The following is a 25,888-nucleotide window of genomic DNA, read 5'->3' on the forward strand; positions in this document are numbered from 1 at the left end:
TTCTGAATTCCGTTAGCATCCCCTTAGTACGTACAGCCCCCCCACAAGCTTAGCAAGGATATTTCCCTTATGAACCGACTTTGGATCACCCTCCCCTGCCTGACCCTGATGCTTTTCGCCGCCGGTACTGCACATGCCGAGAAGGATGAAAAGTTCGTCCCGCTATTCAACGGCGAGAACCTGGATGGCTGGGTGCAAAATGGCGGCAAGGCCGAGTACACCGTGGAAGACGGTGTGATCATTGGCACTTCCATCCCCAAGACCCCCAACAGCTTCCTCTGTACCGAAAAGAAGTACGGCGACTTCATTCTGGAAGTGGAATACCTGGTCGATCCGCTACTTAACTCCGGAATCCAGATCCGCAGTAACGTTTACGACGAGCCGAAGACCTATAAGACCGACGAAGGCAAAGAAGTTAAAGTAGCTGCCGGCCGCGTGCATGGTTATCAGGTTGAAATCGATCCTGCTCCGCGTGCTTGGAGCGGTGGCATCTACGACGAAGGCCGACGCGGTTGGTTGTTCAACCTGGAAGGCAAGCCAGAAGCCCAAAAGGCGTTCAAGCAGAACGAGTGGAACAAGTATCGCATCGAATGTCGCGGTGACTCGATCAAGACATGGATCAACGACGTTCCGGCTGCGGACCTGACCGATGACATGACCTCCGAAGGTTTCATTGCCCTGCAAGTGCACGGTGTGGGTGGCGACGAAAAGAAAGTCGGCAAACAGATCAAATGGCGCAATGTGAAGATCATGGAACTGGAAGACTAGTTTCGGTTTCTTCTCAGACGCAATGAATCATCAAGCCAGGCCGCGAACGACTTCGCGGCCTGGCTTTTTTTGTAGGTCAGCATTCAATTGCATCCATGAAAAACGTTAAGATGCCCACATCATTGTCCCCATCGCCGCACGTTTTCGCGTGAATCTATAATGGCGATGACCGATTGCCTCCTGCGAAGAAGAAACCGCGCCGCATGTTCCTGACCCAGCCGAATCAAACGCCGTACGACCTTCACTTCTCGCTATTGAATGTCCCGGTCCGCGTCCATCCGTTGTTTTGGTTGGTCGCACTGTTGATGGGATTCAACGGAGGCGATCCCAAAACGGTCCTGCTGTGGATTGTGGCCGTGTTTGTGTCGATCTTGGTTCACGAGATGGGACACGCGCTGGTCATTCGATGGTACGGCTGGTCCCCCAGTGTCGTGCTTTATTCGTTTGGCGGCCTGGCGATCTATACCCCGCATCTGCAATCGAATTACGGCCCTGGCCGCAGCAAACGCAATAAGTGGACACAAATCATTATCAGCCTGGCCGGTCCCGGGGCTGGCTTTCTTCTGGCCGGCATCCTCATCGCCGTCTGTTGGGGCACGGGACTTGCATCCATTCAAGTCCTGAGATTCGGCGAAACCATGATTCCTAGTGGATACATGATGATTCGTGGTCCTAACTTGACCAACGAGTACATCCTCCTGCTGATTAGCCAACTGCTGTACATCAACATCTTCTGGGGACTGGTCAATTTGCTGCCAATTTGGCCGCTCGATGGAGGCAAGATTTCACGCGAACTGTTTCAAATGGCTGACGGCGGAATGGCCATTCGTAATTCGTTAATCCTTTCCATCATTTGCGCGATCGGGATCGCCATCTTGGGCTTTCAGAACGAGCGACAATTCATCGCAATCTTTTTCGCCTTCATGGCGATTCAAAACTATCAGGAATTGAGCGGACCTAATCGAACCGGAGGCAACCCTTGGTAAGTGAAACGAACGACCAAGCCGAACGACATCGTTTGATCGTGTTAGGCGCAAGTAATGTAGCGAAGAGTTTAGACGTGCTGCTTCGCGTTGCGCCTCGCATGATTTCTAAACCCTTGGAAGTCTATGCGGCGATCGGTCGTGGACGCTCTTACGGCACCCAATCCCAATTTCTTTTTCGAAGACTTCCAGGAATTTTAGAAAGTGAACTTTGGCCTACTTTGGAAAGCAGGGCAAACTCTGCGAAGACAAGTTGCGTCATCACCGACATCGGTAACGACCTGCTCTACAGTCGCACCGTCGATCAAATTATTGCTTGGTTAGAGCAGTGCATAATTCGCTTGCGACTTACCGCAGGACCAATTGCGATTACAGGAATTCCGTTGGCCGGCATTCGAACTTTAGCGCCCTATAAGTTTCGCACGTTGCGGTCGCTGATGTTCCCTGGTTCGACGCTAGAGCTGACAACGGTGCAGCAGCGTGCTGAAGAATTAAACGTGCGTGTGCAAGCGCTAGCCCAAGACGACGACATCACGTTTATCCCGCAAAATCCCGAGTGGTATGGCTTTGACCCCATTCATTGGAAGCCGCGCAAACGCCCCGAAGTATGGCACACTATTCTTGCCTCGCTCGGTCATTCATCGTTCGATTACACGCGTGTGCGATCGACATTCATGCACGAGATAAAGCATTGGATGACACGCCCTCATCAGCGCACTCTCTTTGGTCTGAAGCAATCAAAACAACAGCCGGTAATTCAGCGCGGCGAGCAACTAACCGTTGCGTTGTACTAAGCGCGCGTCGCGCTGCGCTGCCGTGTTGATTGTGCTTGGCAAGCATTTGAAGCGCGCGTTGTTCTTCTCTGCGCGACCGCCATCTTTTCTCAAAGAACTTTCAAGATGTGCGTGTTGAGATGTGGAAAACGTGTTGCAAAAAAAACGAATATACGTACAACTTACCTCAGCTTCTTTTGTGAATGGCCTTATCAAAGGCACCGGGCTGCATCGGAAGCTGCACTGCCCACAGGGCGCCCGGCTAGATTTTTAAGTTTGTTGCAATGCAACGGAACGATGAAAGAGTTCGATCGGTTCGACTTGACTTCATCATCAAATGCAGTGCAACGTGATCTTACGGAGGACGTTTAAGTGGCCACAAAGAAGAAAACCGTGAAGAAGGCGGCACCTAAGAAAGCTGCAACCAAGAAGGCAGCTACGAAGAAAGCCGCGCCTAAAAAGGCTGCCAAGAAAACGGTCAAGAAGAAGACCGTCAAGAAGGCTGCTCCTAAGAAAGCTGCCAAGAAGACCGTCAAGAAGACCACGGTAAAAAAAGCTGCTCCTAAGAAAGCCGCTAAGAAGACCGTCAAGAAAGCGACCGTCAAAAAGACGACCGTAAAGAAAGCTGCCCCAAAGAAGGCCGCTAAGAAGAAGACCGTCAAGCGAAAGACTACCAAGAAGAAGGCCTAAGGCCCGCTTGGCAGAAAAGCAGGACCCAAGGCGTCCAACTTTTCCCTCAGCAAGATCACAACGAGACAGAGCCGTTTTCTGCATAGAAGACGGCTCTAGCTTTTTCTTGTGATGACTCTCTCGCCCCCTCTCCCATGAGAAGGAAGATGAGGCTGGAAGTCGTTGGCTACAAAACAGTTAGCGAAGGGATTGGCGGTTTTTCGGCGGCCGAATCGGCCAGCTGCTTTACCAGGTTATGCGCCAGTTTCTCGAATCGCGGTGCTGTGACTTCATTCTGCAGGACGTCGCTCGTCTTTCCTGCATCCCCTTGTTCGCGAATCGAGATGGTGATGGGAATGTCTCCCAAGAAAGGCACATCCAGCTCTTGAGCTTTCTTCTGGGCACCACCCCGCCCGAAGATGTCCCATTCCTTGCCAGTGTCGGGGCAAACGAAGCCGCTCATGTTCTCGACCATCCCCAGCACCGGGATCTTTACCTTGCGGAACATGGCCACAGCTTTGATCGCATCCAGTAGTGCGACTTCCTGCGGCGTACATACGACAACGCTGCCAGTCAGCGGTAGCAGTTGGCTAAGCGTCAATGCAATATCACCAGTGCCTGGTGGCATATCGATGATCAAGTAATCGAGCGGTCCCCAATCGGTATCGCGTAGGAACTGCGTTACCGCGCCGTGAAGCATCGGACCACGCCAGATCACCGCTTCGCCAGGCTCGACGATCAAGCCCATCGAGATGATCTTCAGGCCATCCACTTCTTTGGGCTGGATCCGCTTCTCAATCACCTCCGGACGACCACTCACGCCGAGCAAATGCGGAATACTAGGTCCATAGATGTCGGCATCCATCAAGCCAACCTTTGCGCCCGATTTTTGCAACGCATACGCCAGGCACGATGCGACAGTGCTTTTGCCTACGCCCCCTTTACCCGAACCAACCGCAATCACGCTGCGGGCCGTCAAGCCAATCTGGCCGAGCGGTTCGATCTTGCGTTGGTGTTCGCGCAGTTGAACGTTCACTTCCGTGAGCTCTGGCACCCCTTTAAGTACCTGCTGCCGGGCCAGCTCTTTTGTCTCTTCCCATAACGGAGCGCTGTGTGTGGTCAATTCCAGAATGAACGATACCTTGTTACCGTTCACGTCGACTTCCTTCACCTGATCAGTGCTGGTAATCGAACGACCGCTGAATGGGTCTTTGATACTTTCAAGGGCCTTGATGACTTGTTGGACATCAGCCATGGAGAACTCTCCTTCGAGCGGAAGCAAAGGGCAAGGCCTTCAGACCTTGCCGGAAGCGCGTTGTGTTGGGGGTAGTGGTAGTTGGGTTACCAGGGAAGCCAATCCAGCGAATCGTTCTGATCGGCTGGCCGATCTTCAGGCTCAGGCAAATGTTTCAGGAAACGCTCGATCGTGCGACCGATCGCCGGTAGCGACCTTGGCCCGATAAAAACGAAGCCGCTGCCCATCTCCCAGCAGGCACGATGCCATGCATCCATCCACTCATCTAAAAGTAGAAACACACGACATGCCGGCCATCGCTGTCGAATCTCGGCCACTTGGCGCAAGCGCGACGCGACCTGAGCCGCCGTCATCGAACTCCGCAAGACGATCATCAGCAGACGCTGACTGTCTTGCGAAAGTAACTTGGTGATCTCGGATGCGACCCGGACCTCAACCAAGCCAACCGTCGATGTCGGCGAAAGCCCCCGTAACCGGGGAGCCCAGCATGGTTGAGGTTCGTAAAGTACACAGCGGCCCGATAATTCCATGACAACCCTTATTCATCGTAAGAAGGGAGGCCTGAAGTGACAACCACGCGAAGTCCCGTCGCACCACTCATTCGAGCCCCCATTGCTCGATCCGGCGATGCAGCCGAGCCCGAGAAATACCGAGCATATTAGCGGCCTGGGTCTTATTCCCCTTTGCTGCTTTGAGCGTTCGCTCCAAAATTCCTCGCTCATAAGCTTCTAATGCAGCATCCAGACTGATCGACTCGGTCTCCTTCGCTGCCAGCTTCTTGTGCGGTCCTCGCGAGACAGCCACCGGAAAGTCCGTAACATCCAGCGTAAATCCGGTCGCCGTTTGATGCGCACCGGTCAGCATTTCATTCAACTGATCGATATTGCCCGGCCATTCCTGTTGCTGCAAACGATCGATGGCCTCGGCCGAAATCGATTGCAGCTGTCGATCGGAAGGGATATTAAGCTCTTCGACTACTGCCTGGGCAATGTATGGAATATCTTCCGGCCGATCGCACAGCGGTGGAAGCTCAATCTCTAGGGTCGAGATCCGAAAGGCCAGATCTTCGCGAAACTGCCCGCGTCGAGCTAGTTCCAGCAAAGACTCTTCCGCCGTCGAGAGAATCCGCAGTTCGACCCCAATTAGATCCAGCAGGTGCAACAGTTCTGTCTGGGCCCCTAAATCCAACTTCTCGGCATTCAACAGCACCAGCGACGCATGGCCGCCGTCCTCGTCGTCTTCGCAGCGGTTGGCAAACGCGCGGATCGTAGTCTGCATGATCTCAGCGTCCATCAATTCGCCCTCGATGGTAATCACGGGGCCAGCGTGACCTGGGCTCGAAGCATAGCATATCGTCCGGGCTACCTGCTCGCGTCCAGTCCCTTGCTCGCCAATGACCAGCACGGGGACGCGCGACTGTGAAGCCAAGTCGACCAGTCGCCGCACGCGGATCATGGCCGTGCTCACACCCACCAGGTGGCTCACCGAATAACGCCCGCGATATTCGTGGCGAAGCGATTGAAGCGTCGCATGAATCTCTTCCTGCGGCTGCAGCGGCCCCCAGTGCGGAAACTTATCAGGCGGGGCGAGCATCACCACCACATTGCGAACCAGCGCCATCGATGCGGTGTCCGGTGCATCGGTGATCGGGTAGAAGACACCCCGCCAACTGGTCTCGGTCGCATCCCCGCCGGAAGCCAACGTGATGTCTCGTGTGGCCACTTCCCCCAACCACACGTTGGAAGCAGGACAAAGGTCCGATACTTGTTGCATGGCCTTGGGAAGTTGCCCCAAACCGTGATATCGGGCCGTTTGCTCTAACAACTCGTCGCGCAAGATGCCGAGTGCTTTTTCGGCGGCCGTGTTCAAATAGCGAACCGTATTTCCTTCGCCAAACAAAACGACCGGCCACGCGGAAAGGTCGAACGCTTGAATCAGAAACGTCGTCGGTTTACGGGGAATCGAGGGCACCAGTTACCGTCCACAGGGCTGCAGGCAGCGAGACAAACAAGATTTCTCCAAACTTCGTATTATAAACCAGCACAACAAGCGGCGTGGACTGGTTGTGAGAAAAGCCGTCAAGGCAAACAATAAATAGTGTTCAGTGTGAAGTGTTCAGTTTTCGGTACAGACGTGTTACCCTTTCGTCTCTTACTGAAAACTGAAATCTGAACACCTCAAACTAAATCTGAAAGATTTTCAAAATGCCGATGGATGTGGTGCAGCTGACGCAGCGACTCGTTCAGGTTCCCAGCGTTAATCCGATGGGACACAAAGTCGATCAGCCAGAGATTCAGCTCGAGCACCGACTGGGCGACCTCTTAGAGACCATCTTCCAAGAGATCGGGGTCCAGTACGAACGCATCGAGGTTGCCCCGCAGCGCGACAACGTCATCGCCTGCCTGCCAGGGACTTCGGACAAAATTATTGTACTCGAAGCCCACCAAGACACCGTTCCCGTCGAAGGCATGACGGTCGATCCGTTTGGTGGCAAGCTGGTCGATAACCGACTTTACGGTCGCGGTTCGTGCGACGTAAAGGGAGGCATGGCAATGTGCCTGGCCGTTCTTTCGCGGTTGAAGGAAAACCACGGCGACAACCTGCCAACCGTCTTGGTGGCCTGTACCGTCAACGAAGAGTGCGGTTTTACAGGTGCCCGACACTTGGCCAGCACTTGGAAGAATGGCAACTCGAAATTAATCTCGAAACTACCAGACGCCGTCCTTGTCGCCGAACCAACGCTCATGAACGTCGTGGTGTCGCACAAAGGAGTGGTTCGCTGGCGGTGTCATGCGTTCGGTCAAGCCGCTCACAGCAGCAAGCCTTCGGTGGGCGACAACGCCATCTACCGCATGGCCCACGTGCTGAACATCATTCACGACTACGAACAAACGGTTCTCGCCCAAGCCACCGAGCAAGGTCCCCTCGGCCCGCCGACAATCAGCGTAGGCACGATAGAAGGGGGTGTTAGCGTCAACACGGTGCCTGATTGCTGTACGATCGAGATTGATCGCCGCGTCCTACCAGGCGAGTCGCAAGAGGCAGTTCGCCAAGAGGTGATCGACTACATTGCTGCGAAAATCGACGACCCCGAGAAAGTAAAGCACGACCCACCTTACATGAGTTCGCCAGGCTTGCCACTGGCCGAATCGAATGAAGCATTGGCTAGCCATATTGCCCACGTGGCGAAAGACTTCGGCGTGACCAGCCAATCGCTGCAGGTCGCCTACGGAACCGACTCGCCGGCGTACTTCGCCATTGGCGTCCCCTCGGTCGTCTTCGGCCCCGGCTCCCTTGCCCAGGCCCACACCAAGGACGAATTCATCGAAATCGAGCAGTTGTATCAAGCCACCGATATCCTGGAAGCCGTCTGCCGAAGCTTCGCTTAGTTGCCCCCGACAGGTGAATGGCAACCGCAACCGTAAAAGCCGGGCGCCAGGGCTGGCTAGTCCAGCCGTGCGAACCAAATACCCATGATCCATTGCGGAACACGGTTGCAGTGCTCCCGTTATCATCTCAACGAGCGTCAATACTGCTCGCACTAAATCCGGCCTGCATCGGGTAGAACGGCGCAATCTCGGTTCGTGGTGCGATGCGCTATCGCTGCTCGCACCCTACCGGCACTGCACCGACGGGAACTCCAATCGTGTATGCGCTTGATGCGAGCGTTCTGCGAATTTACGGCATGTAAGATACCACGCTCAAGCCTTCTTGAGCGGGCAGTCAACACATACCCATGCGCGCAGAAAAAAGCGAGAACCTGTGCGGGCAGGCTCTCGCTTTTCATCGTGATCACTCGTGCGAAGCGTTCAATCCAGGAGAGATGCAAGTCTCTGATCACTGAAAACGAAGCACTTCAAACTTCCCACGGACGCTTAAAACACATCCAGCAAGAATTGATGGCCAGAGTGGTACAGACGACCGTTGGGATACGGGTTCTGCCATTGTTCGTTGTAGACCGGGATTCGCATTTCGGTCGGATAGCGATAGTACAGGCTCTCGCGGCTGCGATAGTACTCAGCGCCCTGGAAGTTTTGGGGATAGTAGACGTAGGGATAGTGATAAAAACGTTCCCAGTCGTAACTGCCGTAGGTCCCGCCCCAAACGCGGCTGTAAGCTTGATCGCCAGCTTCAGCGCTGGAGAATGAAACCGACATCGAAGCGGCTATGATCAGACCAAACACGATGTGTCGAAACATCGATGATCCCCCTAATACTCAGTAGTGGTTCACTGGAAGTCGCGACCAATCATCCACGCTTCCCACGGACACATGCCGCACCTTAAGCATCGGCGCGTCAGGAAGCAGGAATTAAGTGAAAATCCCGCAGAACCGGTACGAGAGTCATATTGAGCCGAAATGCATTGCTACGACGGTCAGCTTGCTAGCGGACTCGCCTTCACAAAAATAGATTGGGAACACCGTACACCTGAACGTTTTTTGCCCAATGGAATGCGAAGCAGATTAGCCCAACCCAGTGCTTCCAATCGCGCAGTTGCTTCCATCTGAAATCCCACAGCACCGCGATCACCAAGAGCGTCACCGCCAGCACATCGACCGGCGGAGCCAGATCACTGCGAACGAAACGGCCGGTCTCCCCATCGTCCCACATCGCCTGGGCGATTCGCCAGAAAGCGGCCAGTGCGAACACTGCCGCATGGGCGCCCAACGCAACCTTCCATAGCCTGCCCCAATCACCCAACAGCATGCCGAACAGCAAAAGGAGTGCAGCACCTAGGTAAGAAAGCGTATAGACCAGTTCTTCATAGCGTGGCGCCCGTTTGAGTAAATCTGGCTCGACCAGCCAATGATCGACATACAGCCACAGGACCACCATTGCCAACCAATGCCCTGGGTGGGCATCCACCCATTCCGCATCGCGTGTCGCCTGGTAAATCGCCACCAGACCCGCCGTAATTGCGGCCGAGTCGATGACAATCGCCAGCAGCACTTCAGTACTAAAAGGAACGATCGTCCGAAAAACCAACAAACCCGCGACTGCCATCCACAGAAAGAGGTGGACAAGACTCAAGCGAGAGGTCCGACGATCATCTTTCAGGTCGATGTGCATCAGATGACTCTCGCACAGTCCAATCCAGTTAGGGCGCCGCAAACAAGGCGTTACAGAATGCTTCGGGATCGAACCGTGTCAGGTCTTCGGGCTTTTCGCCGACCCCGATGAACTTCACCGGCAACTCGAACTCTTTGCGGATCGGCACGACAACACCACCTTTGGCAGTCCCGTCGAGCTTGGTCAGAACGATGCCAGTGCACTGAGCGGCGTCCGAGAAGCCTTTGGCCTGGCTGATACCATTTTGACCGGCGGTCGCATCCAGCACCAATAAGACCTCGTGCGGGGCCGCTTCGATTTTTTTGCCGATGACGCGTCGCATTTTATCGAGTTGCGTCATTAGGTTCTTCTGCGTTTGTAGACGACCGGCCGTATCGATGATGACCACGTCCGCGTTTTGATTGATCCCTTCATCGACCGCACGAAACGCGACGCTGGCCGGGTCGCTGCCGGGCTCGCCACGCACGATCGTGGCCCCGAGCCGTTCGGCCCAAATCGACAGTTGTTCTGACGCCGCAGCCCGGAACGTATCCCCAGCACCTAATACTACGGAGTTACCTTGATCGATGAACCAGCGTGTTAACTTTGCAATCGAAGTGGTTTTACCAGCACCATTGACGCCAACCACCAAGATGACCGTCGGACCTTCAGCGGCCATTTTGATCGGCTCTTGGTCTTGCTGCATCAGCCCCGAGAGCTCGTCCTGGATGTTCTTTAGGATGTCTTCGGTATGGACGACACGGCCGCGGAAGTCGCGTGCAATGCGATCCTTGATCTGGTTGGCCGGTCCGGCCCCCATGTCGGTACGAATGAGGATAGCGAAGATATCGTCGAGCAACTCTTCGTCGACCAGGCTACCTTCCGCTTTAAAGAGGTCGCGGATGTCGGTGTTGAGCAGCCGCCGCGTCTTTTCGAGACCTTGCCCCAAGCGCCCAAAGAAACCTGCTTCCTTTTCCAGAGCGTCTTCCGGTGAGGTCGTTTCCGCGTCTTCTTTCTTTTTACCGAATCCGAACATGCCCATCGCTACGAATCAATCCTCTTCCCCTGGGTGGGGTGATAGTGCCCAATGTTCCACCGCCAATGTAGCGGAATCGCCGCCGATTGTCTGCCTCCACTGGCTAGGCAGGATCGATCCCTTCGGCCTGGATACTTTTCAGAATTCGGTCGAGCAGCCCGTTGACGAACTGCGGACTGTGCTTGCCGCCGAAGCGTTTGGCCAGTTCGACTGCTTCGTTAATGGCGACGCGGGCCGGCGTATCGGAGTAGATGATCTCGAATGCACCCAGCCGCAATAAGTTACGATCGGTGGCGGCCATCCGGCGGAGGCTCCAATTATCGGCGAAGCGTTCCAACTGCATGTCGATCTTCCCACGATGCTCGCGGGTACCGATCAGCAGATAACGACCAAATACAATCAGGTTTTCGTCGTTCTTCAAACGCGCACGCAGGAACTCGTCGGCCAGACGCGGGTCTGCATCGGGGTTGAGATCCTCTTGATAAAGGATTTGAAGAACTACTTCTCGCGCTCGACTACGTCTTGCCATGGGAACCTAAAGAATGCCTCGTCTCGAATACTTCTTGCCGGGACAGGGTGTCCGTGGGAATTTCACCGGCCAGATTTGTGAATTATAGCGAGCGTGACCAGTTCATGGTTTCGACTGAGGCAGATTTCGCAGAAGTCCCATCATTTCCAGGGCTGCTTCTGCCGCTTCGACACCCTTATTGCCAACAGCTCCCCCAGATCGGCTGATCGCTTGTTCGACTGTATTACAGGTCAGCAGGCCAAACGAAACGGGAATTTCACATTCCAAGGCCAAGTTGCCCAGCGTTTGGCTGACCTGGGTGTTGATGTGCACGTCGTGCGTCGTTTCCCCTCGGATGACACACCCTAAGCAGATAATGGCCGTGTACTTTCCACTGCGAGCCATCACCGCGGCAGCCAAGGGTATTTCCCAGGCACCAGGGACTTTGGCCACGTCGATGTCAGCCTCGCTGATCCCACGGCTCTCCAACGTTTGCAGCGAACCGGTCAGTAATTTGTCGGTGATCGAGGTGTTATAGGTCGAAACGACAATCGCTACGCGATCGTTGGTCGGAAGATAATCGGTTCCGGAGAAGATGTTTGGCATCGGTAGTTTTCAGTTTCAGTGTTCAGTTTTCAGCAAAAGAGAGAACTTGTGACATCCCTCAACCAGTGAAGCTTTTGAAGCGCGAAGAGCAGCAATGCTCTCCCCCACTGAAAACTGAAAACCCTTTTTCCAACTTCCTCTCGCGCCACTGCGAAAAGGAAGTCATCATTTTAATAGAGGTATGCAGCAAGCGTGTTACTGCACATTCATACTCATTAGAAATTCAGCGTTGGTCTTGTTCTTGCTCATGTGACCGAGCAGGAACTCCATCGCGTCAGGCGGGTTCATTTCGTTGACGACCCGGCGGAGGATGCAGACTCGACGGTATTCTTCGGGATCCATCAGCATCTCTTCGCGGCGTGTCCCGCTGGCGTTGATGTCGATGGCGGGCCAGATGCGACGATCGACCATGCGGCGATCGAGCACAATTTCCTGGTTACCAGTCCCTTTAAATTCCTCGAAGATCACGTCGTCCATCCGGCTGCCGGTGTCGACCAACGCCGTCGCAATGATCGTTAGCGAACCTCCCTCTTCGACCTTTCGGGCCGAACCGAGGAAACGCTTGGGACGTTGCAGTGCGTTGGCATCCAAACCACCGGAAAGCAGCTTACCCGAAGGAGGGCATTCGCTGTTCCAGGCCCGTGCCAGACGTGTAATCGAGTCGAGGAAGATGACCACGTCGGTGCCGAATTCGACCATCCGCTTGGCCTTCTCGATGACCATTTCGGCCACTTGAACGTGGCGCGACGGTGGTTCGTCGAAGGTCGAACTAATCACTTCGCAGTTGGGCGCTTTGACCTGCCGTTCCATATCGGTGACTTCTTCCGGCCGCTCGTCGATCAGCAGCATGATGCAGTAGGCATCCGGATAGTTCGCCAACACGGACTTGGCCATGTTTTGCATCATGATCGTCTTGCCGGCCCGGGGTGGGCTGACAATCAGACCGCGTTGACCGAAACCGATCGGCACAATCAAGTCGATGATACGGCCGCTGACTTCGTCCGGGGTCGTTTCCATACGGATTCGATCGTCCGGGTGCAGCGGTGTCAGGTCGTCGAAATAGACCTTCTGAGACGCGACATTGGGGTCCTGATAGTTGACCGCTTCGACACGCAAGAGCGCGAAGTAGCGTTCATTTTCCTTCGGTGGACGGATCTGCCCGGTGACGATGTTGCCGGTCTTCAAGCCAAATCGGCGGATCTGGCTGGGGGAGACGTAGATATCGTCGGGGCACGACAGATAGTGATAATCGGGGCTACGTAGAAATCCGAAGCCATCGGGTAGGATTTCCAGCGTTCCCTCGCCGTACATCAAGCCGGACATCTTCACGCGTTCTTTAAGGATGCGGAAGATCAGGTCTTGGCGGCGCGCACCGGCTACGTCTTCGAGGTTCTCCTTGCGGGCCTCTTCAATCAATTCCTGCATCGACATCTTCTGCAGTTCGGCGATATGCACTTCGTTGTGCTTGAGCTGCTCGAACTGTTCGTCGTCGTCGTCATCCCCTGGATCGCCACGGTGCTTTTTACGAGCAATTTGCTCGGCCAGGGACATCGGCTCAGGACCATCGTCGTAATTGTTGTTGCGTCGATTCGAGCCGCGAGACGAGCGGTGCCCGTCCGACGAGCGGTTCGAAGATGAATCGGAAGGTTGGGGCGAATTGGGCATGGAATGATTGGCTTGATCCGAAGTAGCTTCATTGGTTTCCGGCATAATTCCGGCACCAAATGCGTTCGCGTCCTTCGAAACCTGGGACGTTACATTGCTATTCGAATTCGAATTGTTGTTCGTATTGCGGTTTGTTGTTGTGTTTCTGTGTGCCATAGGAGAATGTTCTCCAAGAGGAGTTTCCTGGTCAGAGTTGAATCAAGGACTGTCCCTATAACCAACGGTTCAGACCGGTTACCTATCGAAGCGGTTCAAAAAAATAGGCATGCAGTGGGCATGCAGAGCGTCCTCGGTCGACGCAGGCTGTTCCAGGAATGAGGAGGAGACTCTTTCGTTGTAGCAAAACGCTGGAAAGTTCGCGAGGCGATATCCGCAGGAATCCTAGTCTTCGTAAATGGTTGGAAATTAAAGGAGTAACGATAATTCAGGCAGCTATCGACGCAGGCAATTTCTTGACCCCCACCTTTGCAGTAAGGTGGGTTTCATCGCCACTAAATTATTCAACGTGTACCAGCAGCCTAATGCGACGAAAAGGAAAATCTTTGGGGAAGTTAACGCGGATTCCCGCGAGGCCCTGGCGGGGAAGCGATTTGCTGATTCCAAAAGGATCGGATCGCTGCTTGAAGCTGGGATAAGTCGTCGTCGTTGGGGATCGCGATGTCAGCGAGTTGTCGTTTGACTTCTAATTTTTCCTGCGCCGCCTCCCGAATGTCAAACTCATTTTCTGACCAGTTTCGCGCAAGGGCCCTCTCCAAACGTTTCTCGCGCGAGGCATCCACATAAAGAACATAGTCACAATGGCCTATCCAACCGGCTTTAATCATAACCGGGGCATCGACCACAAAAGCAGGCGCCCCAGACACTTCCGCTTGCTTAAGAGCCGCTTCCAATAACGCGCCGATGCGAGGATGCGAGATCTTCTCTAGGTCGGCAAGGGCCTGCCGATGCGGGCCAGAGTCGCCAAAGACAAGCTCCGCGATTTTCGGCCTCAATACGTTCCCGTGAGCATCGAATACGGAGGAAGAAAACCTCGCTCGGATCTCTGCTTTCACCTCAGGCAGTTCCAGAACACGATGTCCGGCCTTGTCGGCGTCGAAAACCACAGCCCCCAATTGGCGCAATGCATCGGTTGCGGCGCTCTTGCCAGATGCGATACCACCTAGGATTCCGATTGTTTTCATGATGCGACTTGCCCACAAGCTTCCAAATCAGACGCAACGGCAATCATTACTAGCCAACTAGTTTTTTTGTTTCCGTGCCCAGCGATTGGTGGACACTTCCCCGTTAGCCGTCGATTGGCACCGGTTCGCATTCGGCCCAGTTTTGCCCAGACTCGACATCAATGACTAACGGAACGTCCAATTTGATTGCTTGGGTCATTTCCGGCAGCATCAACTTCACCAAAGATGGCACTTCTTCCGGGGGTGCCTCAAAAACCAATTCGTCATGAATCTGTAACAAGAGCTTCGACTGCAGATCGGAATCGGCGAGCACCTTGTGAACGCGAATCATTGCCAGCTTAATGATATCGGCTGCAGATCCTTGGATGACGGTGTTCACTGCGGTCCGCTCCGGCATCAGTAGCTGGCGGACCAAACGGTCACGCTTCTGTGGGGAACGCACGCCGTCGATTTTGCGTCGGCGACCGAGAATCGTTTTCACGAAACCATCCTTGTAGCACTGCTGCAGGGTGTTTTCCATGAAGTCATCGACGCCGGGGTACTTTCGGAAGTACGCATCAATAAACCCGAATGCTTCGTCCTTTTCGATATCCAGGCTCTTGGCTAGGCCAAACGCACTTTGTCCGTAGACAATCCCAAAGTTAATCGCCTTGGCACTGCGGCGTTCGCTGGAGGTCACTTCTTCGAGTGGAATGCCGTATACCTGCGACGCGACCTTGGCATGAATATCTTGATTGTTGTGATACGCGTCACGCAGAGCTTCGTCCTTGGAATAGTGTGCCAGTACGCGCAACTCGATCTGCGAATAGTCGGCACAAACCAGCACCCAACCGTCGCGACTGGCTTTGAAGGCCGAACGTATATCTTTCCCTTCCTTGGTTCGGATGGGAATGTTTTGCAGGTTCGGTTCGTTGGAACTCAACCGCCCGGTCGCGGCCACCACTTGATTGAACGACGTATGCACGAGATTCGTCTTCGGACAAATCATATTCGGCAGCGCGTCGATGTAGGTGTTCTTCAACTTGGCATACTGCCGGAAGTCGATGATCTTCTGTGGTAATGGGTCTTGCTTGGCTAACTGCTCAAGCACTTCGGCATCGGTCGACGCGCCTGTCTTCGTCTTTTTGATGACCGGCAGCTTGCGTTTCTCGAACAGAATTTCTGCCAACTGTTTGGGAGAAGCGATATTGAATGGTTGCTCGGCGATTTCATAGATCTCGGTTTCGAGCGCATCCAGGCGGTCGCCATAGGCATCGCTCAAGTTTTTCAGACGCTCGGTATCGACGCGGATGCCGTTGCTCTCCATCTCGACCAGGACATCGATCAGGGGAATTTCCACGTCGTCGAATAGGTCGTTCAGGCCTTCCTCGTCGAGACGTTCGCTTAAAATCTCGTACAGCCGCAGCGGAATGTCTGCGTCTTCACAGGCATAGTACGAGACCTTTTCGAGCGGAACCTGGCTCATCAAGATTTGCTTCTTGCCGGTCCCAATTAACTCGCTGATCTTAACCGTTTCGTGCTGTAAATAGCGACGCGCCAGTTCATCGAGGCCGTGCGACCGCGCGCCGGCTTCCAACAAGTAATGGGCAATCATCGTGTCGAAATCGACGCCAGCCAACTCGATCCCTACGCCACGAAAGATAATCTCGTCGTACTTCAGGTTCTGCCCCAGCTTCTTAATCTTCGGATCTTCGAGCACCGGTCGCAGAGCTTCGATCACTTCTTGCAGAGGTAAGCACGGGTCCTCTTCAGGTGTTTGGACGGGTATGTACCGCGCGGTCCCGGGCTGCCAGCAAACTGAGATACCAACTAGGTCGGCCCAGCGGGGGCTGGTATGGGTGGTCTCGGTATCGATCGAGATACGTTTTTGCTGGCTGAGTATTTCGACCAGTTCGGTTAGTTGATCGGTCGTTTCGATGGTTTGATAGTCGAGCGTGGTCGCTTCCAAAGCGCTGACGCCCCCCTGCCCTGCATCGCTGGTAGAGAGCGACTGCAATTGTTTGGACAAGGTCCGAAACCCGAACTCGTCACATAACGCTTCACATGCCTGCGCATCGACCGGCGTAACAACGTACTTGTCCCATTCCCAAGTGAGCGGGACATCATCGCGCAGGCGTACCAGTTCCCGGCTAACCATCGCCAGTTCGCGTCCGTTGGTGATATTTTCCTTCCGCTTCTTTCCCGAGATCTTATCGACGTTGTCGAGCACCTCGTCCAAGGTGCCAAACTGATTGAGTAGGTCCTTGGCGATCTTGGGGCCAATTAACGGAATGCCAGGCACGTTGTCGACCGAGTCGCCCACCATCGCCTGAAAGTCGACGACTTGATCGGGACGCACGCCCCAGTCTTCGAGCAATCCTTCCGCCGTGTAGAAAGAATCCTTACGCACATTGAACAGCCGCACGTTATCGGTAATCAGTTGCCGGCAATCCTTGTCGGTGGTGACCAGGGTGCAACGGCCTCCTTTTTCCTCCACCACTTTTGCGGCAGCGGCCAGGACATCGTCGGCCTCGAAGCCTTCGCAGGCGAGAACCGGGATTGTCATCGCCTCGAGCAGTCGCCGAATGCCGGCAATCTGTGAAGGTAACTCGACCGGCATTTCGTCGCGGTTGGCTTTGTACTGGTCGTATAACTCATTGCGAAAGGTCGGCCCCGAAAGGTCAAACGCACAGATCAGATAATCAGGCTTCTTCTTTTCCAACAGAAAGACCATGTCCCGGGCAAAACCATAGATGGCAGCCACCGGCTGACCCGCCGGACCGGTCATGGGCGGGATCGCATGGAAAACCTGGAAGATCAGCGAGTGCGAGTCGACAATCCACACCTCTTTGCCCTGCAAGTCGCTGGGATCGACTGGAACCGGCGGAGCAGACGGGGTTGGGGGATTATTTTCCGAAATTTCCTGCGTCTCGCTCGTGTCGAAACTTAGCGACGTTTGTCGCGTGCGTTTTTTCATCATGCCAACTGCGTAAAGGGGGAAGCCAGAAGCCGCTGCGAACTACGATCCTGCACGTAGATTATTGTGCAGCAACGAGTTACGAACAAGAAGCCACCCTCATATGCCCAATTCCTAAGGTTTTCGCAATTTCAACACAACTCCCTGAAGGAACGTTGCCTAAAAACCTCGCGATGCGACAGAACAACATTCCCATAACTCCTTTGTCATATAACGACTTACGCCAATTCCAAATCATTGACTTCTGCCTAGATTGCGTGTACACTTACAGTGCTGGCAAAGCTTTGACCAGCCAACCACTCATCCCAATCGCTATTCCGCCCCTAGGGTTCACAAATGCTTAACATGAGGCCCAGATAGGCCTTCTGTCGTCGCTTGTTGATGTAATCCCTACTATTGGTTGGATTGGCATTTGCCCTCGCTTTGACTAATTTAGGCAAACTAGGGAGACCGCAGGTCCATTACCCGTCTCCCTTTACTTGTCCCCTCAGGAGAGATTCGCTCATGGCAGCCCGTGACAATCAAGGTCTTCAAATCGCCGTGATCCTTATGGTCATGATGGTGGTCGGTTTGGGTATCACGACCGGCGTGTTCTACAACGCCAACTTGAAAGCGCAAACGGACGCACAGGATGCGAACGCACGAGCCCAGGCCGAATCATCCAAGGCCCGTGACTATCTGTTGGAACGCAACCGTCTGAAGGTCATGATCGGTCACACCGAAGAAGCGACCATGGACGAAATCGAAACGCAGTTCACCAACGACGTGGCCGCTTTTGTAGCCGACGAAAATGGGACTCCAGCTGCGGCTCAAGCCTTGAACTATCGTAAGATCCCCGTCGAACTTCGCAATAAGTACGCTACGCTCGAGCAGCAGCTCGCATCGTCGCGTGCTCAGATCAACGCCCTTCAGGCCGAACGTGATTCGATTCGCACGACTGCCGATTCTGCCGTGGCGAAAGCGAAGTCCGAGAAGGACACCGCCGACGCTAACCTGCGTAAACTAACAGCCGATTACGAGTCGGCCCGTCAATCGCTGCAAGACGACCAGAAGAAAGTCCTCGCTTCCAAACAGGCCATCGAAGGTCAGGTCGCTCAGGTGACCGCGAAGTTCACCCAGGAAAAGAAAGTTCTCGATAAAGATATCAAGGACATGCGGACTCTGATCGATGGCCTCAACAAAGTGAACGAGAACCTGCAGCCACAGATCACCGACCGTCCTGACGGCAAGGTTGTTTGGTCGAACCAACGCGAACAAACCGTTTGGATCAACCTTGGCTCGCAAGATTTGCTGCGTCCGCAAATGACCTTCAGCGTCTATCCAGTCGGCCAAGAGAACCTGGCTGGTGTCGCAGTGAAAGGGACGATCGAAGTCAGCAAGATCCACGACGGTCATCAGGCCGAAGCTCGGATCACTAGCTATGACGTGGCCAATCCAATCATGCCTGGAGACACCATCTTCACCCCGACCTGGACCCCAGGCCATCCTGAGAAATTTGCCGTGGTCGGGTACATCGACATTGATGGCGACGACAAAGACGATACCGACGACCTACGTCAGATTATCGAAACGTCCGGTGGCGTGGTCGCTGCCTATGTCGACGAAACCGGCAGCATCAAAGGTACGATCACTCCGGACATTCGTTACTTGATCCTGGGTAAACGCCCAACCGACAAGACCGCCGAAGGAACCTTGGCCTCGTACTCGCAATTGAGCGAAGCTGCCCGATCCAACGGTATCCAGGCGATTCGCGTCGACCAGTTCATTGACTGGGCCGGCTACACTGGTGCCGAAGAACTCGTTCGCTTGAATGCCGCCTCTAAGCTGGAAGAGCTGGAAGCCCAAGCCGAGAAGGTCAAAGCGGGCTTCCAAAAGCGACGTCCTAGCGGCGAGAGCGCCTTCTAAGACGGTTGTCTTTTCAAGTCAGATCATCACAAATCAAAAAGAGCCGAGATTGCTATCTCGGCTCTTTTTATGTTCCAGTATAAACGGCTCTTAGTGTTTACTATTTGAGTAACTAAGGAGAGCGTCTGATGATCGTCACCACCGGCAACGATGTCGAAGGACAGCGCATCGTCGAGTACCTGGGTCTGGTCCGAGGGATCGTCGTTCGCTCGACAAGCATCGCCCGCGGTTTCATCGGCGGCATCCGGGCCATAGGCGGCGGTAACATCCCAGAGTATGCCGCCGTGTGCGAGGAAGCCCGGCAACATGCGTACGATCTCATGCTCGAGCATGCGCAGCAAGTCGGGGCCGATGCCATTATTGGCGTGCGTTACGATGCGACCGAATTCATGCCCGGCTCAACGGAAGTCTTAGCTTACGGTACGGCGGTTAAGCTTCAGCCGAACGCCGAATGACGTGCAAACTCGCAGTGGATTGCTGATCCCCAGTTCGCACAGCTGGACGAGCCAAGTGAACGGGACGGAAGACTAGACGATGGAAGCTTCCTGGTGCACGCTGCTATCGGAAGCGTTGGCCTGTTTCCACAGATGATAGCCGAAGAATGCTTCTCCCAGCTTGGCCAGTTCGCCGTGCAGGTCGTGATACTTTTCCAACTTCGTAGCCGACACGAGAATACTCGGATCGCAAAACATACTGGCCGGCTGTGTCAGTTGCAGCTCGCGACTAATCTTTTTAAGTAGCGACGAGTCTTTACTGCTGAGCTCGTGCTTCTTGCACAGATCAGAGAACAGCCGCTGTGGGTTGTCGACATTCCAGGCCTCCTCGCTTTCCTGCCAGCGAGTCAAAGCCCAGACTAACGAAGCAATTACCAGAACGACCAACGCCAAGACGATAAAGTGTGGAAGATTAAAGTGAGCATTCTCGGCGCGGAAGTGTTCTCCCATTGCCCGAAAGTCCACCGATGGCTGGTCTGCCAGAAAAACGAATTGTTCAAGTAATGCCATCGGTCTTCGCTCCTAAGTGGTGACCTTGACGCTGGCGACCGACGCCTCGATCGGTGGCACGGCCACTTTCGTTCCAGCGATGCGGCGGAGGCTTGCCTCGGCATTCTCACGAACGCGAACATTCCGATCGAGCATGGCCCCGCGAAGTGCCGTCACCGAGGTCGACGAAGGACAACGGGCAAGAAGCTTAGCCGCTTCCGCACGCAGAAAATGATCTTCGTGCTGCAAGGCCTTGATCAGATCGGTCTCCATGTCGAGATGATTTTCCATCACTTCGATAATCTTCAGCGCACGCAGTCGTCGGTAGCTGGCATCGTCGACCATCTCTTCCGCCAGCAGACGCTGCGTGTTGACATCGATGCCGCGAACCAGACGCCCGGTGTTCTTTTGCGCGTCTAAGCTCATCTTGTCGAACGCGGCCAAGAAGCGGGGGAAATTGAATTCGGCCAGCGACCTGCGAACGGTGTCTTGAACGACCAACTGCGGGCTATCAAGATGCTGTAGAAGCAGCTTAATCGCGCCAGGAATTCCTCGCGGCCGTAACTGGCGCAGGGCTTCGGCACGCACGCCAGCGTTGGGATCGCTGACGGCATCCAGGATTAGCTCATTGGTGTGTGGATCGACATAGCTGGCCAGCTCTTCGAGTGCAGCTAAGCGTCCGCTGGAATGCCCAGAATCGGCGACCAGCAGCAGCAGCTTATACAACCGATCCGAACCAATCGATGTCGACATGGCCATGTGCACGGCAGCTGCTTGCTGAAGTCCGTTTAGTTTCTCGAGCACCGGGCGATGCTCTTCAGCCCAGGCCACTTTGGTCAGCTTAGCCAGATTGCGCCGGACGGTATCGTTCATGTTTCCTTGGATCCGCGCCGTCAATTCCGACATGAACGCGGGATCGTGCCGCAGTCCCACGATGCTGAGCACTGGGGCACTAGGGTGCATGTCCGTTAGTGAACTGAGCACCAGATCGATAATTTCCGGGCGAGAGCTATGCTTCAGGAAGCGAATAATGGCGGAGTGTGCTGGGTGTTTGGTATTATTCCAGGCCTCTCGCAGCAGTTGGTTTTCGCGGGTCACCAGGACCAGGAACGCTTCCAGGATGGCCAGCGACTCGTGCTGTTGGAAGTGGCTGATGCAGTCCCCCAGAGAATCGATCGCACGACTGCGAACCGATTCGACTCCTATTTTGTTATCGCCGGTGCGGAGGTCCTTGCGGAGACTGGCCGCCAAATGCACGAGTGTATTGCCTGCCGAATCTCGGTAGGAATGGCCCGAATCTCGAACAATCAGCGTCAGAGCCGGAAGCAGCTCGTATTCAGGAACCTGATTAAGAACCTCAAGCCCCAACGCAAATTGCTCGTGGTCGTTCGATTGAATCAGTTCACGCAGGGCGATCTCTAGCGAGATGCCAGACAGTTCGATCCAGCTGCGTTGGACCGGGGTAAATTTTCGCCAGCGCTGCACGAGGGCCCGCTGCGCGACCGCATGGCGCTGACGGAGCAAAGCAGACAGGGCACCCTCGCGAACTTCGGAATAGGGGGAATCGAGCGCATCTACCAACACCGGGACCGCCGCATGGTTGTCTGTGTTGGCAAATAGCTGAAAGGTTTTTTCGATTCCGGAGGGCACGATTCGATTCTCTCTGTACGTCTGATGGGTTCCGGGCATTGGCGGCCGGAGCTTGGATCGACTACAGGAAAATCTAGTTTTCCCCTCAGATATGGGCTGTGAGAAACCGTATGAAATCGAATCCGCCCAAATCTTGGGGCGATGCAATCGTTACAGATAGAACGAGACGCAGCCTTTTTAGGGGGGATTGATGAAGAAAAACGACCTCATCAAACCCCCAATCGGCGGCAGTCTACGAATAAACCCGTAACCATCAATTTCGACGTTAGATATTGAACTGGCGAAGCACCAGATCGCACACATCGGTATCGGCCAAAGGTGTCTCGGGGTAGACGCCTTTCTGGTTCGAGAGCAGGATACCTCGCTGGGCTTCCGTTTTGGGAGGGGCCCCGTGCGAGCCCTTCACCAACGTCGCATCCAGCGGGATCGACTTGGTGGCCATATCGACGTGCATCTCGACCGGGTCGTACCCAGGCTTACGATGGATATCGACCGTCCGAGCAAACTTCGGAGCGAGGGCATCGTCGAGCCAATAGTAATAAGCTTGCCAGCTGTTGTCCGTCGAAACGAGAATGACGTCCCCACTTCGCTCGTGGTTAAGGAAGTACTTCTCGCGATCGTCGCCGGCTAGGACTTCGGCAATGCCTTCCTGCCCATCAAACAGCTTAACGACCTTATCGATGGTGGCCTGATCGCGATCTTTCGCGTAGATATGCGACAGTTGATGATCGGTCACGGCAAACGCTTCGCTCCCGCGATAGTTGATCGTTTCCCCATCCTCGTCGCTGTTCACTTGCATCAAGCCAGCTTCTCGCAGCACGCGATTCGGATAGGTGACATGATCGACCGGAACAATCGTGTATTCGCTGGCTACTAGAATCAGCACATCTTCACCGTAGGCTTCTTTCAACCCGGCAAATAGCTCTCCGAGGACGAAGTCCAATTCCGCGACAGATTTCTGAGCTGGCTCGCTGTCAGGGCCAAGTTTTTGGGCCTGGTAGTCGAGATGCGGCAGGTAGATGTAAAAGAAGTTGGGCTTGTGCTTCTTCGCGGTCAGAGCGGCCGTATCGGCAATCCACTTGGTGGAAGGAATCGATGCGAGCGGTCCCCAGAAGTACTTGAGCGGAAAGTGATTGTACTGTTCGAGTAATTCGCCGTAATACTCGGTCGGCCGCGTGTAACACCACAACGATTCGCTTCCGTCTGGGTTGTGCACCGGGGCCGGCATGCAGACATAGTCGGCATTGCAACGTTTGCTGAGCATGGGGAACCACACAGCCGACGTAAGCGATGGATCGTGCTGCTTCAAGGTGTCCCAAATCTGCGGACGATCGATGGCTTCGTTGCCCATGGTCCACAGTTCGACCTCCCCCTTTTCACGGTCGTACCAGCCGTTGGCGACCACCCCATGATCGACCGGCAGCATCCCAGTCATGATGTTCGTTTCTACGCACAAGGTCACTGCGGGAAAGCTAGGCACGAGCGTTGCTTTGTCCCCAGATTCGGTCAACGCCGTAAGATTCGGCATGTGGGCAACGTCGGAGGCTCGCAATCCGGGGATGGAAAGAAGAACAACGTTGTCGGCCATGGGGATACTCGCTGAAGAAAGGGCAGGATCGAAATCAATTCACAATCAAATCACTCTAACCCGAGATTCCACGCGAGAAAACCAGGGCTAACCACTTGCCCAACATGGGAAGGGTTTCGCATCAGGGTGGGAGGTCTCACGGGTCTGGGGATGTCCTACGGGTTCCGACTGAGCTAGATCAGCGGCTTTAAGAAATCGTAAGCGTTCTTTGCCATGTTGGGGCCGTCGTGGCTGTGACGGCTGAGTTCCACGTTTACGGTACCTTGGTAGTCGATTTCCTTAAGGGCTTGGAAAATCGGTGGGAAGTCGATCTCGCCTTCCCCAAAGGGTAGGTGCTCGTGGACACCGGCGCGCATGTCTTCCAGGTGGATGTTGACGACGCGGTCGCCGTAGCGGCGGAGGTAATCGGCGATGGGCGTTTCGCCTTGGCAATGCAAGTGGCCGATGTCCAGTGTCAACTGAAAGTTAGGAGCATCGATCCGCTGCTGCAGCTGGTCGAACTTCTCCATCGTGTCGATTAACATGCCAGGCTCCGGCTCGAAGCCGATCGTTACGTTGCGTTCGGCGGCATAGTCGAGCACTGGCTCTAACGAGGCAACCAGCCGATCCATAGCAACTTCGGCAGAAACATCATCCAGCAGACGGCCTGACCAAACCGAGACGCAATCGCTTTTGAGCGTTTGAGCCGTATCGATGCAGTGCCGCATGAACTCGTAACGAAGGTCGCGGCCTTTGGCTTCGGGGCTGATGAAGGTCGGCTCGTGTTTGTGACGCGGATCGAGCAGAAAGCGGGCCCCTGTTTCGATCACCGATCGCATTTTCGCTTCTTCCAGCGTTTTGGCGAGAAGATCGACCTGACGCGTGGCGAGATAGGTGTTGCCAAACGGCGTGAGGGTCAAATGGTCGATCGTCAGGGCAATCGCCCGGTAGCCGATCTCTGCCAGGATTTCCACGGCATCGAACGGGTCGTGATGCGCGAGTCCATTCGTGTTGTATCCTAGGATCATTCCTGACTAACCCTTCGACCTTGCAATGCCGATGACTGGTTTGTTTATCCACGCGAACCAAAGTTGGCCAACCTCGATCGCGTTGCCCCATCACGATACCGAAACCATTACGTCGAATACATCCAGCGGCGAAGCCCCATCATCGGAAACAGTAGGGCAACGATCACCACCGACCAAATCGTTCCGCATACCGCTAGGGTAATCGCTGCGTCGTAAAAAATCAGCGACAAGATCGCTTGTTTAATCGTTAATTGCACGTTTCGCGGCTCGGGGTAACAGACCGCGATTACCACTCTTCGCGCAAGGGCCAAGCTCAATAATAGCAGAATCCCCCACAGCCCAAATGATTTGGCCGAAACGATCGCAACAATCGACGGTTGAAACCAGGGCAATATTCCTAGCATGCTGATGCCTGCCAGCATTAAAAAAGCCCCCAAGCCGAGCATGGCCCGGCTGCTCACGACCGCTTCGGTTCGCGCGAACCAGGTCACGCCGACGATGTACACGCCGATACCGCCGGCAAAGAGCATTTGTCCCGTATCGTAGCCCAAGAACTGCCAGCTTTCGCCAGAGGGAAGCTCTTGCGACAGGCTCATCCCCAACAAAATGTTGAAAAAACGACAGGCCCCCATCAGCCACGGTGCTAAGGGCGTTCGCTTGAGAACGGCGTCGTAGGCCACCACGCAAACGGCAAGACAGGCCGCCACGGCACCGCCTCGCCAGGGAATCGCGGCATAGTCGACGTAAACATAGCCGCCCAGAAGTGCTACCAGGCAGCCGACAACCAGCATCGAAAAGCCGGCCAGCATAGCCGTTTGCGCGGAAATCGCCCCGGAAGGAATCGGGCGATCGGGGCGTTCTTGGGCATCGACCTCGCGGTCGTAGTAGTCGTTAAGAATCATCCCTGCGCTGTAGATCAGGCTGGAAGCCAGCACCAAGCACACGAAGATGACCGGAGCGTTTAGGTTGGCGACGCCTTGGTTGGCAAATGCCGAGACGATAAAGAAGCCTGCGAAAATATCCGCCCAGGCCGTAAACAGGTTCGGTAGCCGGCACAGCTTGCCAAATGCTAGCCAGGCAGGGTCAACCGGTTTCTCGGGGGTTGTCGAATCGTCCAAGGGGCGTCTCGTGAAAGTTTTGCATGCGCGAGGGATTAGGACTTTGATCTTACTTTTTTACACGGGAAACGTCGAGGATACTCGATTCACTCGTGCTGAAAACGGAACACTTCCTCCTGAAAACTAACAACAAAAAAACCCCCGCGTCGGGCGACTGACGCGGGGGTGCTTTGAAAAGGAGGGGATTG

22 protein-coding genes and 1 pseudogene are annotated in these 25,888 nt (G+C 54.7%); 7 read left to right on the forward strand and 16 right to left on the reverse strand.

Annotation, left to right across the window (positions count from 1 at the left end; genetic code table 11):
- The first annotated feature begins 69 nt into the window (after positions 1-69).
- From HOV93_RS20195 to HOV93_RS20210, 4 genes are all read left to right on the forward strand, one after another.
- Complete coding sequence (locus HOV93_RS20195) at positions 70-768, forward strand: 3-keto-disaccharide hydrolase (RefSeq protein ID WP_235990715.1); 699 nt, start codon at positions 70-72, stop codon at positions 766-768.
- A gap of 203 nt (positions 769-971) precedes the next feature.
- The gene (locus HOV93_RS20200; RefSeq protein ID WP_207398350.1) at positions 972-1,754 is read left to right on the forward strand and encodes a site-2 protease family protein; all 783 of its coding nucleotides are present in this window, start codon (positions 972-974) and stop codon (positions 1,752-1,754) included.
- 98 nt (positions 1,755-1,852) lie between these two features.
- Positions 1,853-2,545 (forward strand): SGNH/GDSL hydrolase family protein, encoded by a 693-nt coding sequence (locus HOV93_RS20205; protein WP_207398351.1) that lies wholly within the window; start codon positions 1,853-1,855, stop codon positions 2,543-2,545.
- A 351-nt stretch (positions 2,546-2,896) separates the two neighbouring features.
- A complete protein-coding gene (locus HOV93_RS20210; RefSeq protein ID WP_207398352.1) occupies positions 2,897-3,214 on the forward strand; it encodes a hypothetical protein in 318 nt (105 codons plus the stop codon).
- A gap of 166 nt (positions 3,215-3,380) precedes the next feature.
- On the opposite strand, the gene HOV93_RS20215 is transcribed toward HOV93_RS20210, so the two are convergent.
- The 3 genes from HOV93_RS20215 to HOV93_RS25965 form a co-directional block, all read right to left on the reverse strand.
- The gene (locus tag HOV93_RS20215) at positions 3,381-4,448 is read right to left on the reverse strand and encodes an Mrp/NBP35 family ATP-binding protein (protein WP_207398353.1); all 1,068 of its coding nucleotides are present in this window, start codon (positions 4,446-4,448) and stop codon (positions 3,381-3,383) included.
- Positions 4,449-4,534: 86 nt separating this feature from the next.
- Entirely contained in the window at positions 4,535-4,978 is a 444-nt protein-coding gene (locus HOV93_RS20220) for a hypothetical protein (protein WP_207398354.1), read from the reverse strand.
- 67 nt (positions 4,979-5,045) lie between these two features.
- Entirely contained in the window at positions 5,046-6,419 is a 1,374-nt protein-coding gene (locus HOV93_RS25965; RefSeq protein ID WP_207398355.1) for a sigma 54-interacting transcriptional regulator, read from the reverse strand.
- Between the two features lie 233 nt (positions 6,420-6,652).
- Here HOV93_RS25965 and HOV93_RS20230 point away from each other — a divergent pair, with 233 nt between their 5' ends.
- On the forward strand, positions 6,653-7,837 hold the full coding sequence (locus HOV93_RS20230; protein ID WP_207398356.1) for a M20 family metallopeptidase: 1,185 nt from the start codon (positions 6,653-6,655) through the stop codon (positions 7,835-7,837).
- A gap of 486 nt (positions 7,838-8,323) precedes the next feature.
- On the opposite strand, the gene HOV93_RS20235 is transcribed toward HOV93_RS20230, so the two are convergent.
- The 8 genes and pseudogenes from HOV93_RS20235 to polA all read right to left on the reverse strand — a co-directional run.
- Complete coding sequence (locus tag HOV93_RS20235) at positions 8,324-8,605, reverse strand: calmodulin-binding protein (protein ID WP_390814349.1); 282 nt, start codon at positions 8,603-8,605, stop codon at positions 8,324-8,326.
- Between the two features lie 241 nt (positions 8,606-8,846).
- Positions 8,847-9,518: a hypothetical protein gene (locus HOV93_RS20240; RefSeq protein WP_207398358.1), complete on the reverse strand. Its 672-nt coding sequence runs from the start codon at positions 9,516-9,518 to the stop codon at positions 8,847-8,849.
- 28 nt (positions 9,519-9,546) lie between these two features.
- Entirely contained in the window at positions 9,547-10,539 is a 993-nt protein-coding gene (ftsY, locus tag HOV93_RS20245; RefSeq protein WP_235990717.1) for a signal recognition particle-docking protein FtsY, read from the reverse strand.
- Between the two features lie 97 nt (positions 10,540-10,636).
- Positions 10,637-11,062, reverse strand: coding sequence for a transcription antitermination factor NusB (gene nusB, locus HOV93_RS20250; protein ID WP_207398359.1), 426 nt, complete (start codon positions 11,060-11,062; stop codon positions 10,637-10,639).
- A gap of 102 nt (positions 11,063-11,164) precedes the next feature.
- Positions 11,165-11,647 (reverse strand): 6,7-dimethyl-8-ribityllumazine synthase, encoded by a 483-nt coding sequence (gene ribH, locus HOV93_RS20255; RefSeq protein ID WP_207398360.1) that lies wholly within the window; start codon positions 11,645-11,647, stop codon positions 11,165-11,167.
- A gap of 195 nt (positions 11,648-11,842) precedes the next feature.
- Complete coding sequence (gene rho / locus HOV93_RS20260) at positions 11,843-13,357, reverse strand: transcription termination factor Rho (protein WP_261358641.1); 1,515 nt, start codon at positions 13,355-13,357, stop codon at positions 11,843-11,845.
- Between the two features lie 506 nt (positions 13,358-13,863).
- Positions 13,864-14,493: a dephospho-CoA kinase gene (coaE, locus tag HOV93_RS20265; RefSeq protein ID WP_207398362.1), complete on the reverse strand. Its 630-nt coding sequence runs from the start codon at positions 14,491-14,493 to the stop codon at positions 13,864-13,866.
- 187 nt (positions 14,494-14,680) lie between these two features.
- Positions 14,681-17,452, reverse strand: a pseudogene (polA, locus tag HOV93_RS20270) (DNA polymerase I); the annotation flags it as partial.
- Positions 17,453-17,953: 501 nt separating this feature from the next.
- Between polA and HOV93_RS20275 the strand changes: the two are divergent.
- Positions 17,954-19,354, forward strand: coding sequence for a hypothetical protein (locus HOV93_RS20275; protein WP_207398363.1), 1,401 nt, complete (start codon positions 17,954-17,956; stop codon positions 19,352-19,354).
- A 128-nt stretch (positions 19,355-19,482) separates the two neighbouring features.
- Positions 19,483-19,809: a YbjQ family protein gene (locus HOV93_RS20280; protein WP_207398364.1), complete on the forward strand. Its 327-nt coding sequence runs from the start codon at positions 19,483-19,485 to the stop codon at positions 19,807-19,809.
- A gap of 72 nt (positions 19,810-19,881) precedes the next feature.
- On the opposite strand, the gene HOV93_RS20285 is transcribed toward HOV93_RS20280, so the two are convergent.
- From HOV93_RS20285 to HOV93_RS20305, 5 genes are all read right to left on the reverse strand, one after another.
- Positions 19,882-20,358: a hypothetical protein gene (locus HOV93_RS20285; RefSeq protein WP_207398365.1), complete on the reverse strand. Its 477-nt coding sequence runs from the start codon at positions 20,356-20,358 to the stop codon at positions 19,882-19,884.
- 12 nt (positions 20,359-20,370) lie between these two features.
- Complete coding sequence (locus HOV93_RS20290; protein ID WP_207398366.1) at positions 20,371-21,987, reverse strand: HEAT repeat domain-containing protein; 1,617 nt, start codon at positions 21,985-21,987, stop codon at positions 20,371-20,373.
- Between the two features lie 265 nt (positions 21,988-22,252).
- Positions 22,253-23,575 (reverse strand): alkaline phosphatase family protein, encoded by a 1,323-nt coding sequence (locus HOV93_RS20295; RefSeq protein WP_207398367.1) that lies wholly within the window; start codon positions 23,573-23,575, stop codon positions 22,253-22,255.
- A 173-nt stretch (positions 23,576-23,748) separates the two neighbouring features.
- Positions 23,749-24,582 (reverse strand): sugar phosphate isomerase/epimerase family protein, encoded by an 834-nt coding sequence (locus HOV93_RS20300; protein WP_207398368.1) that lies wholly within the window; start codon positions 24,580-24,582, stop codon positions 23,749-23,751.
- 107 nt (positions 24,583-24,689) lie between these two features.
- Complete coding sequence (locus HOV93_RS20305; RefSeq protein WP_207398369.1) at positions 24,690-25,700, reverse strand: UbiA family prenyltransferase; 1,011 nt, start codon at positions 25,698-25,700, stop codon at positions 24,690-24,692.
- Positions 25,701-25,888: the final 188 nt, after the last annotated feature.

Origin of the sequence: Bremerella alba (assembly GCF_013618625.1) — a bacterium.
Taxonomy (GTDB): Bacteria; Planctomycetota; Planctomycetia; order Pirellulales; family Pirellulaceae; genus Bremerella; species Bremerella alba.

Excerpts from the sequence above, each read along its gene's own strand:
- HOV93_RS20195 (WP_235990715.1), top strand. The coding sequence starts at position 70 with ATGAACCGACTTTGGATCACCCTCCCCTGCCTGACCCTGATGCTTTTC.
- HOV93_RS20200 (WP_207398350.1), top strand. The coding sequence starts at position 972 with ATGTTCCTGACCCAGCCGAATCAAACGCCGTACGACCTTCACTTCTCG.
- HOV93_RS20205 (WP_207398351.1), top strand. The coding sequence starts at position 1,853 with ATGATTTCTAAACCCTTGGAAGTCTATGCGGCGATCGGTCGTGGACGC.
- HOV93_RS20215 (WP_207398353.1), bottom strand. The coding sequence starts at position 4,448 with ATGGCTGATGTCCAACAAGTCATCAAGGCCCTTGAAAGTATCAAAGAC.
- HOV93_RS20220 (WP_207398354.1), bottom strand. The coding sequence starts at position 4,978 with ATGGAATTATCGGGCCGCTGTGTACTTTACGAACCTCAACCATGCTGG.
- HOV93_RS20230 (WP_207398356.1), top strand. The coding sequence starts at position 6,653 with ATGCCGATGGATGTGGTGCAGCTGACGCAGCGACTCGTTCAGGTTCCC.
- HOV93_RS20235 (WP_390814349.1), bottom strand. The coding sequence starts at position 8,605 with ATGTCGGTTTCATTCTCCAGCGCTGAAGCTGGCGATCAAGCTTACAGC.
- HOV93_RS20240 (WP_207398358.1), bottom strand. The coding sequence starts at position 9,518 with ATGCACATCGACCTGAAAGATGATCGTCGGACCTCTCGCTTGAGTCTT.
- ftsY (WP_235990717.1), bottom strand. The coding sequence starts at position 10,539 with ATGGGCATGTTCGGATTCGGTAAAAAGAAAGAAGACGCGGAAACGACC.
- nusB (WP_207398359.1), bottom strand. The coding sequence starts at position 11,062 with ATGGCAAGACGTAGTCGAGCGCGAGAAGTAGTTCTTCAAATCCTTTAT.
- ribH (WP_207398360.1), bottom strand. The coding sequence starts at position 11,647 with ATGCCAAACATCTTCTCCGGAACCGATTATCTTCCGACCAACGATCGC.
- rho (WP_261358641.1), bottom strand. The coding sequence starts at position 13,357 with ATGCCGGAAACCAATGAAGCTACTTCGGATCAAGCCAATCATTCCATG.
- coaE (WP_207398362.1), bottom strand. The coding sequence starts at position 14,493 with ATGAAAACAATCGGAATCCTAGGTGGTATCGCATCTGGCAAGAGCGCC.
- HOV93_RS20275 (WP_207398363.1), top strand. The coding sequence starts at position 17,954 with ATGGCAGCCCGTGACAATCAAGGTCTTCAAATCGCCGTGATCCTTATG.
- HOV93_RS20280 (WP_207398364.1), top strand. The coding sequence starts at position 19,483 with ATGATCGTCACCACCGGCAACGATGTCGAAGGACAGCGCATCGTCGAG.
- HOV93_RS20285 (WP_207398365.1), bottom strand. The coding sequence starts at position 20,358 with ATGGCATTACTTGAACAATTCGTTTTTCTGGCAGACCAGCCATCGGTG.
- HOV93_RS20295 (WP_207398367.1), bottom strand. The coding sequence starts at position 23,575 with ATGGCCGACAACGTTGTTCTTCTTTCCATCCCCGGATTGCGAGCCTCC.
- HOV93_RS20300 (WP_207398368.1), bottom strand. The coding sequence starts at position 24,582 with ATGATCCTAGGATACAACACGAATGGACTCGCGCATCACGACCCGTTC.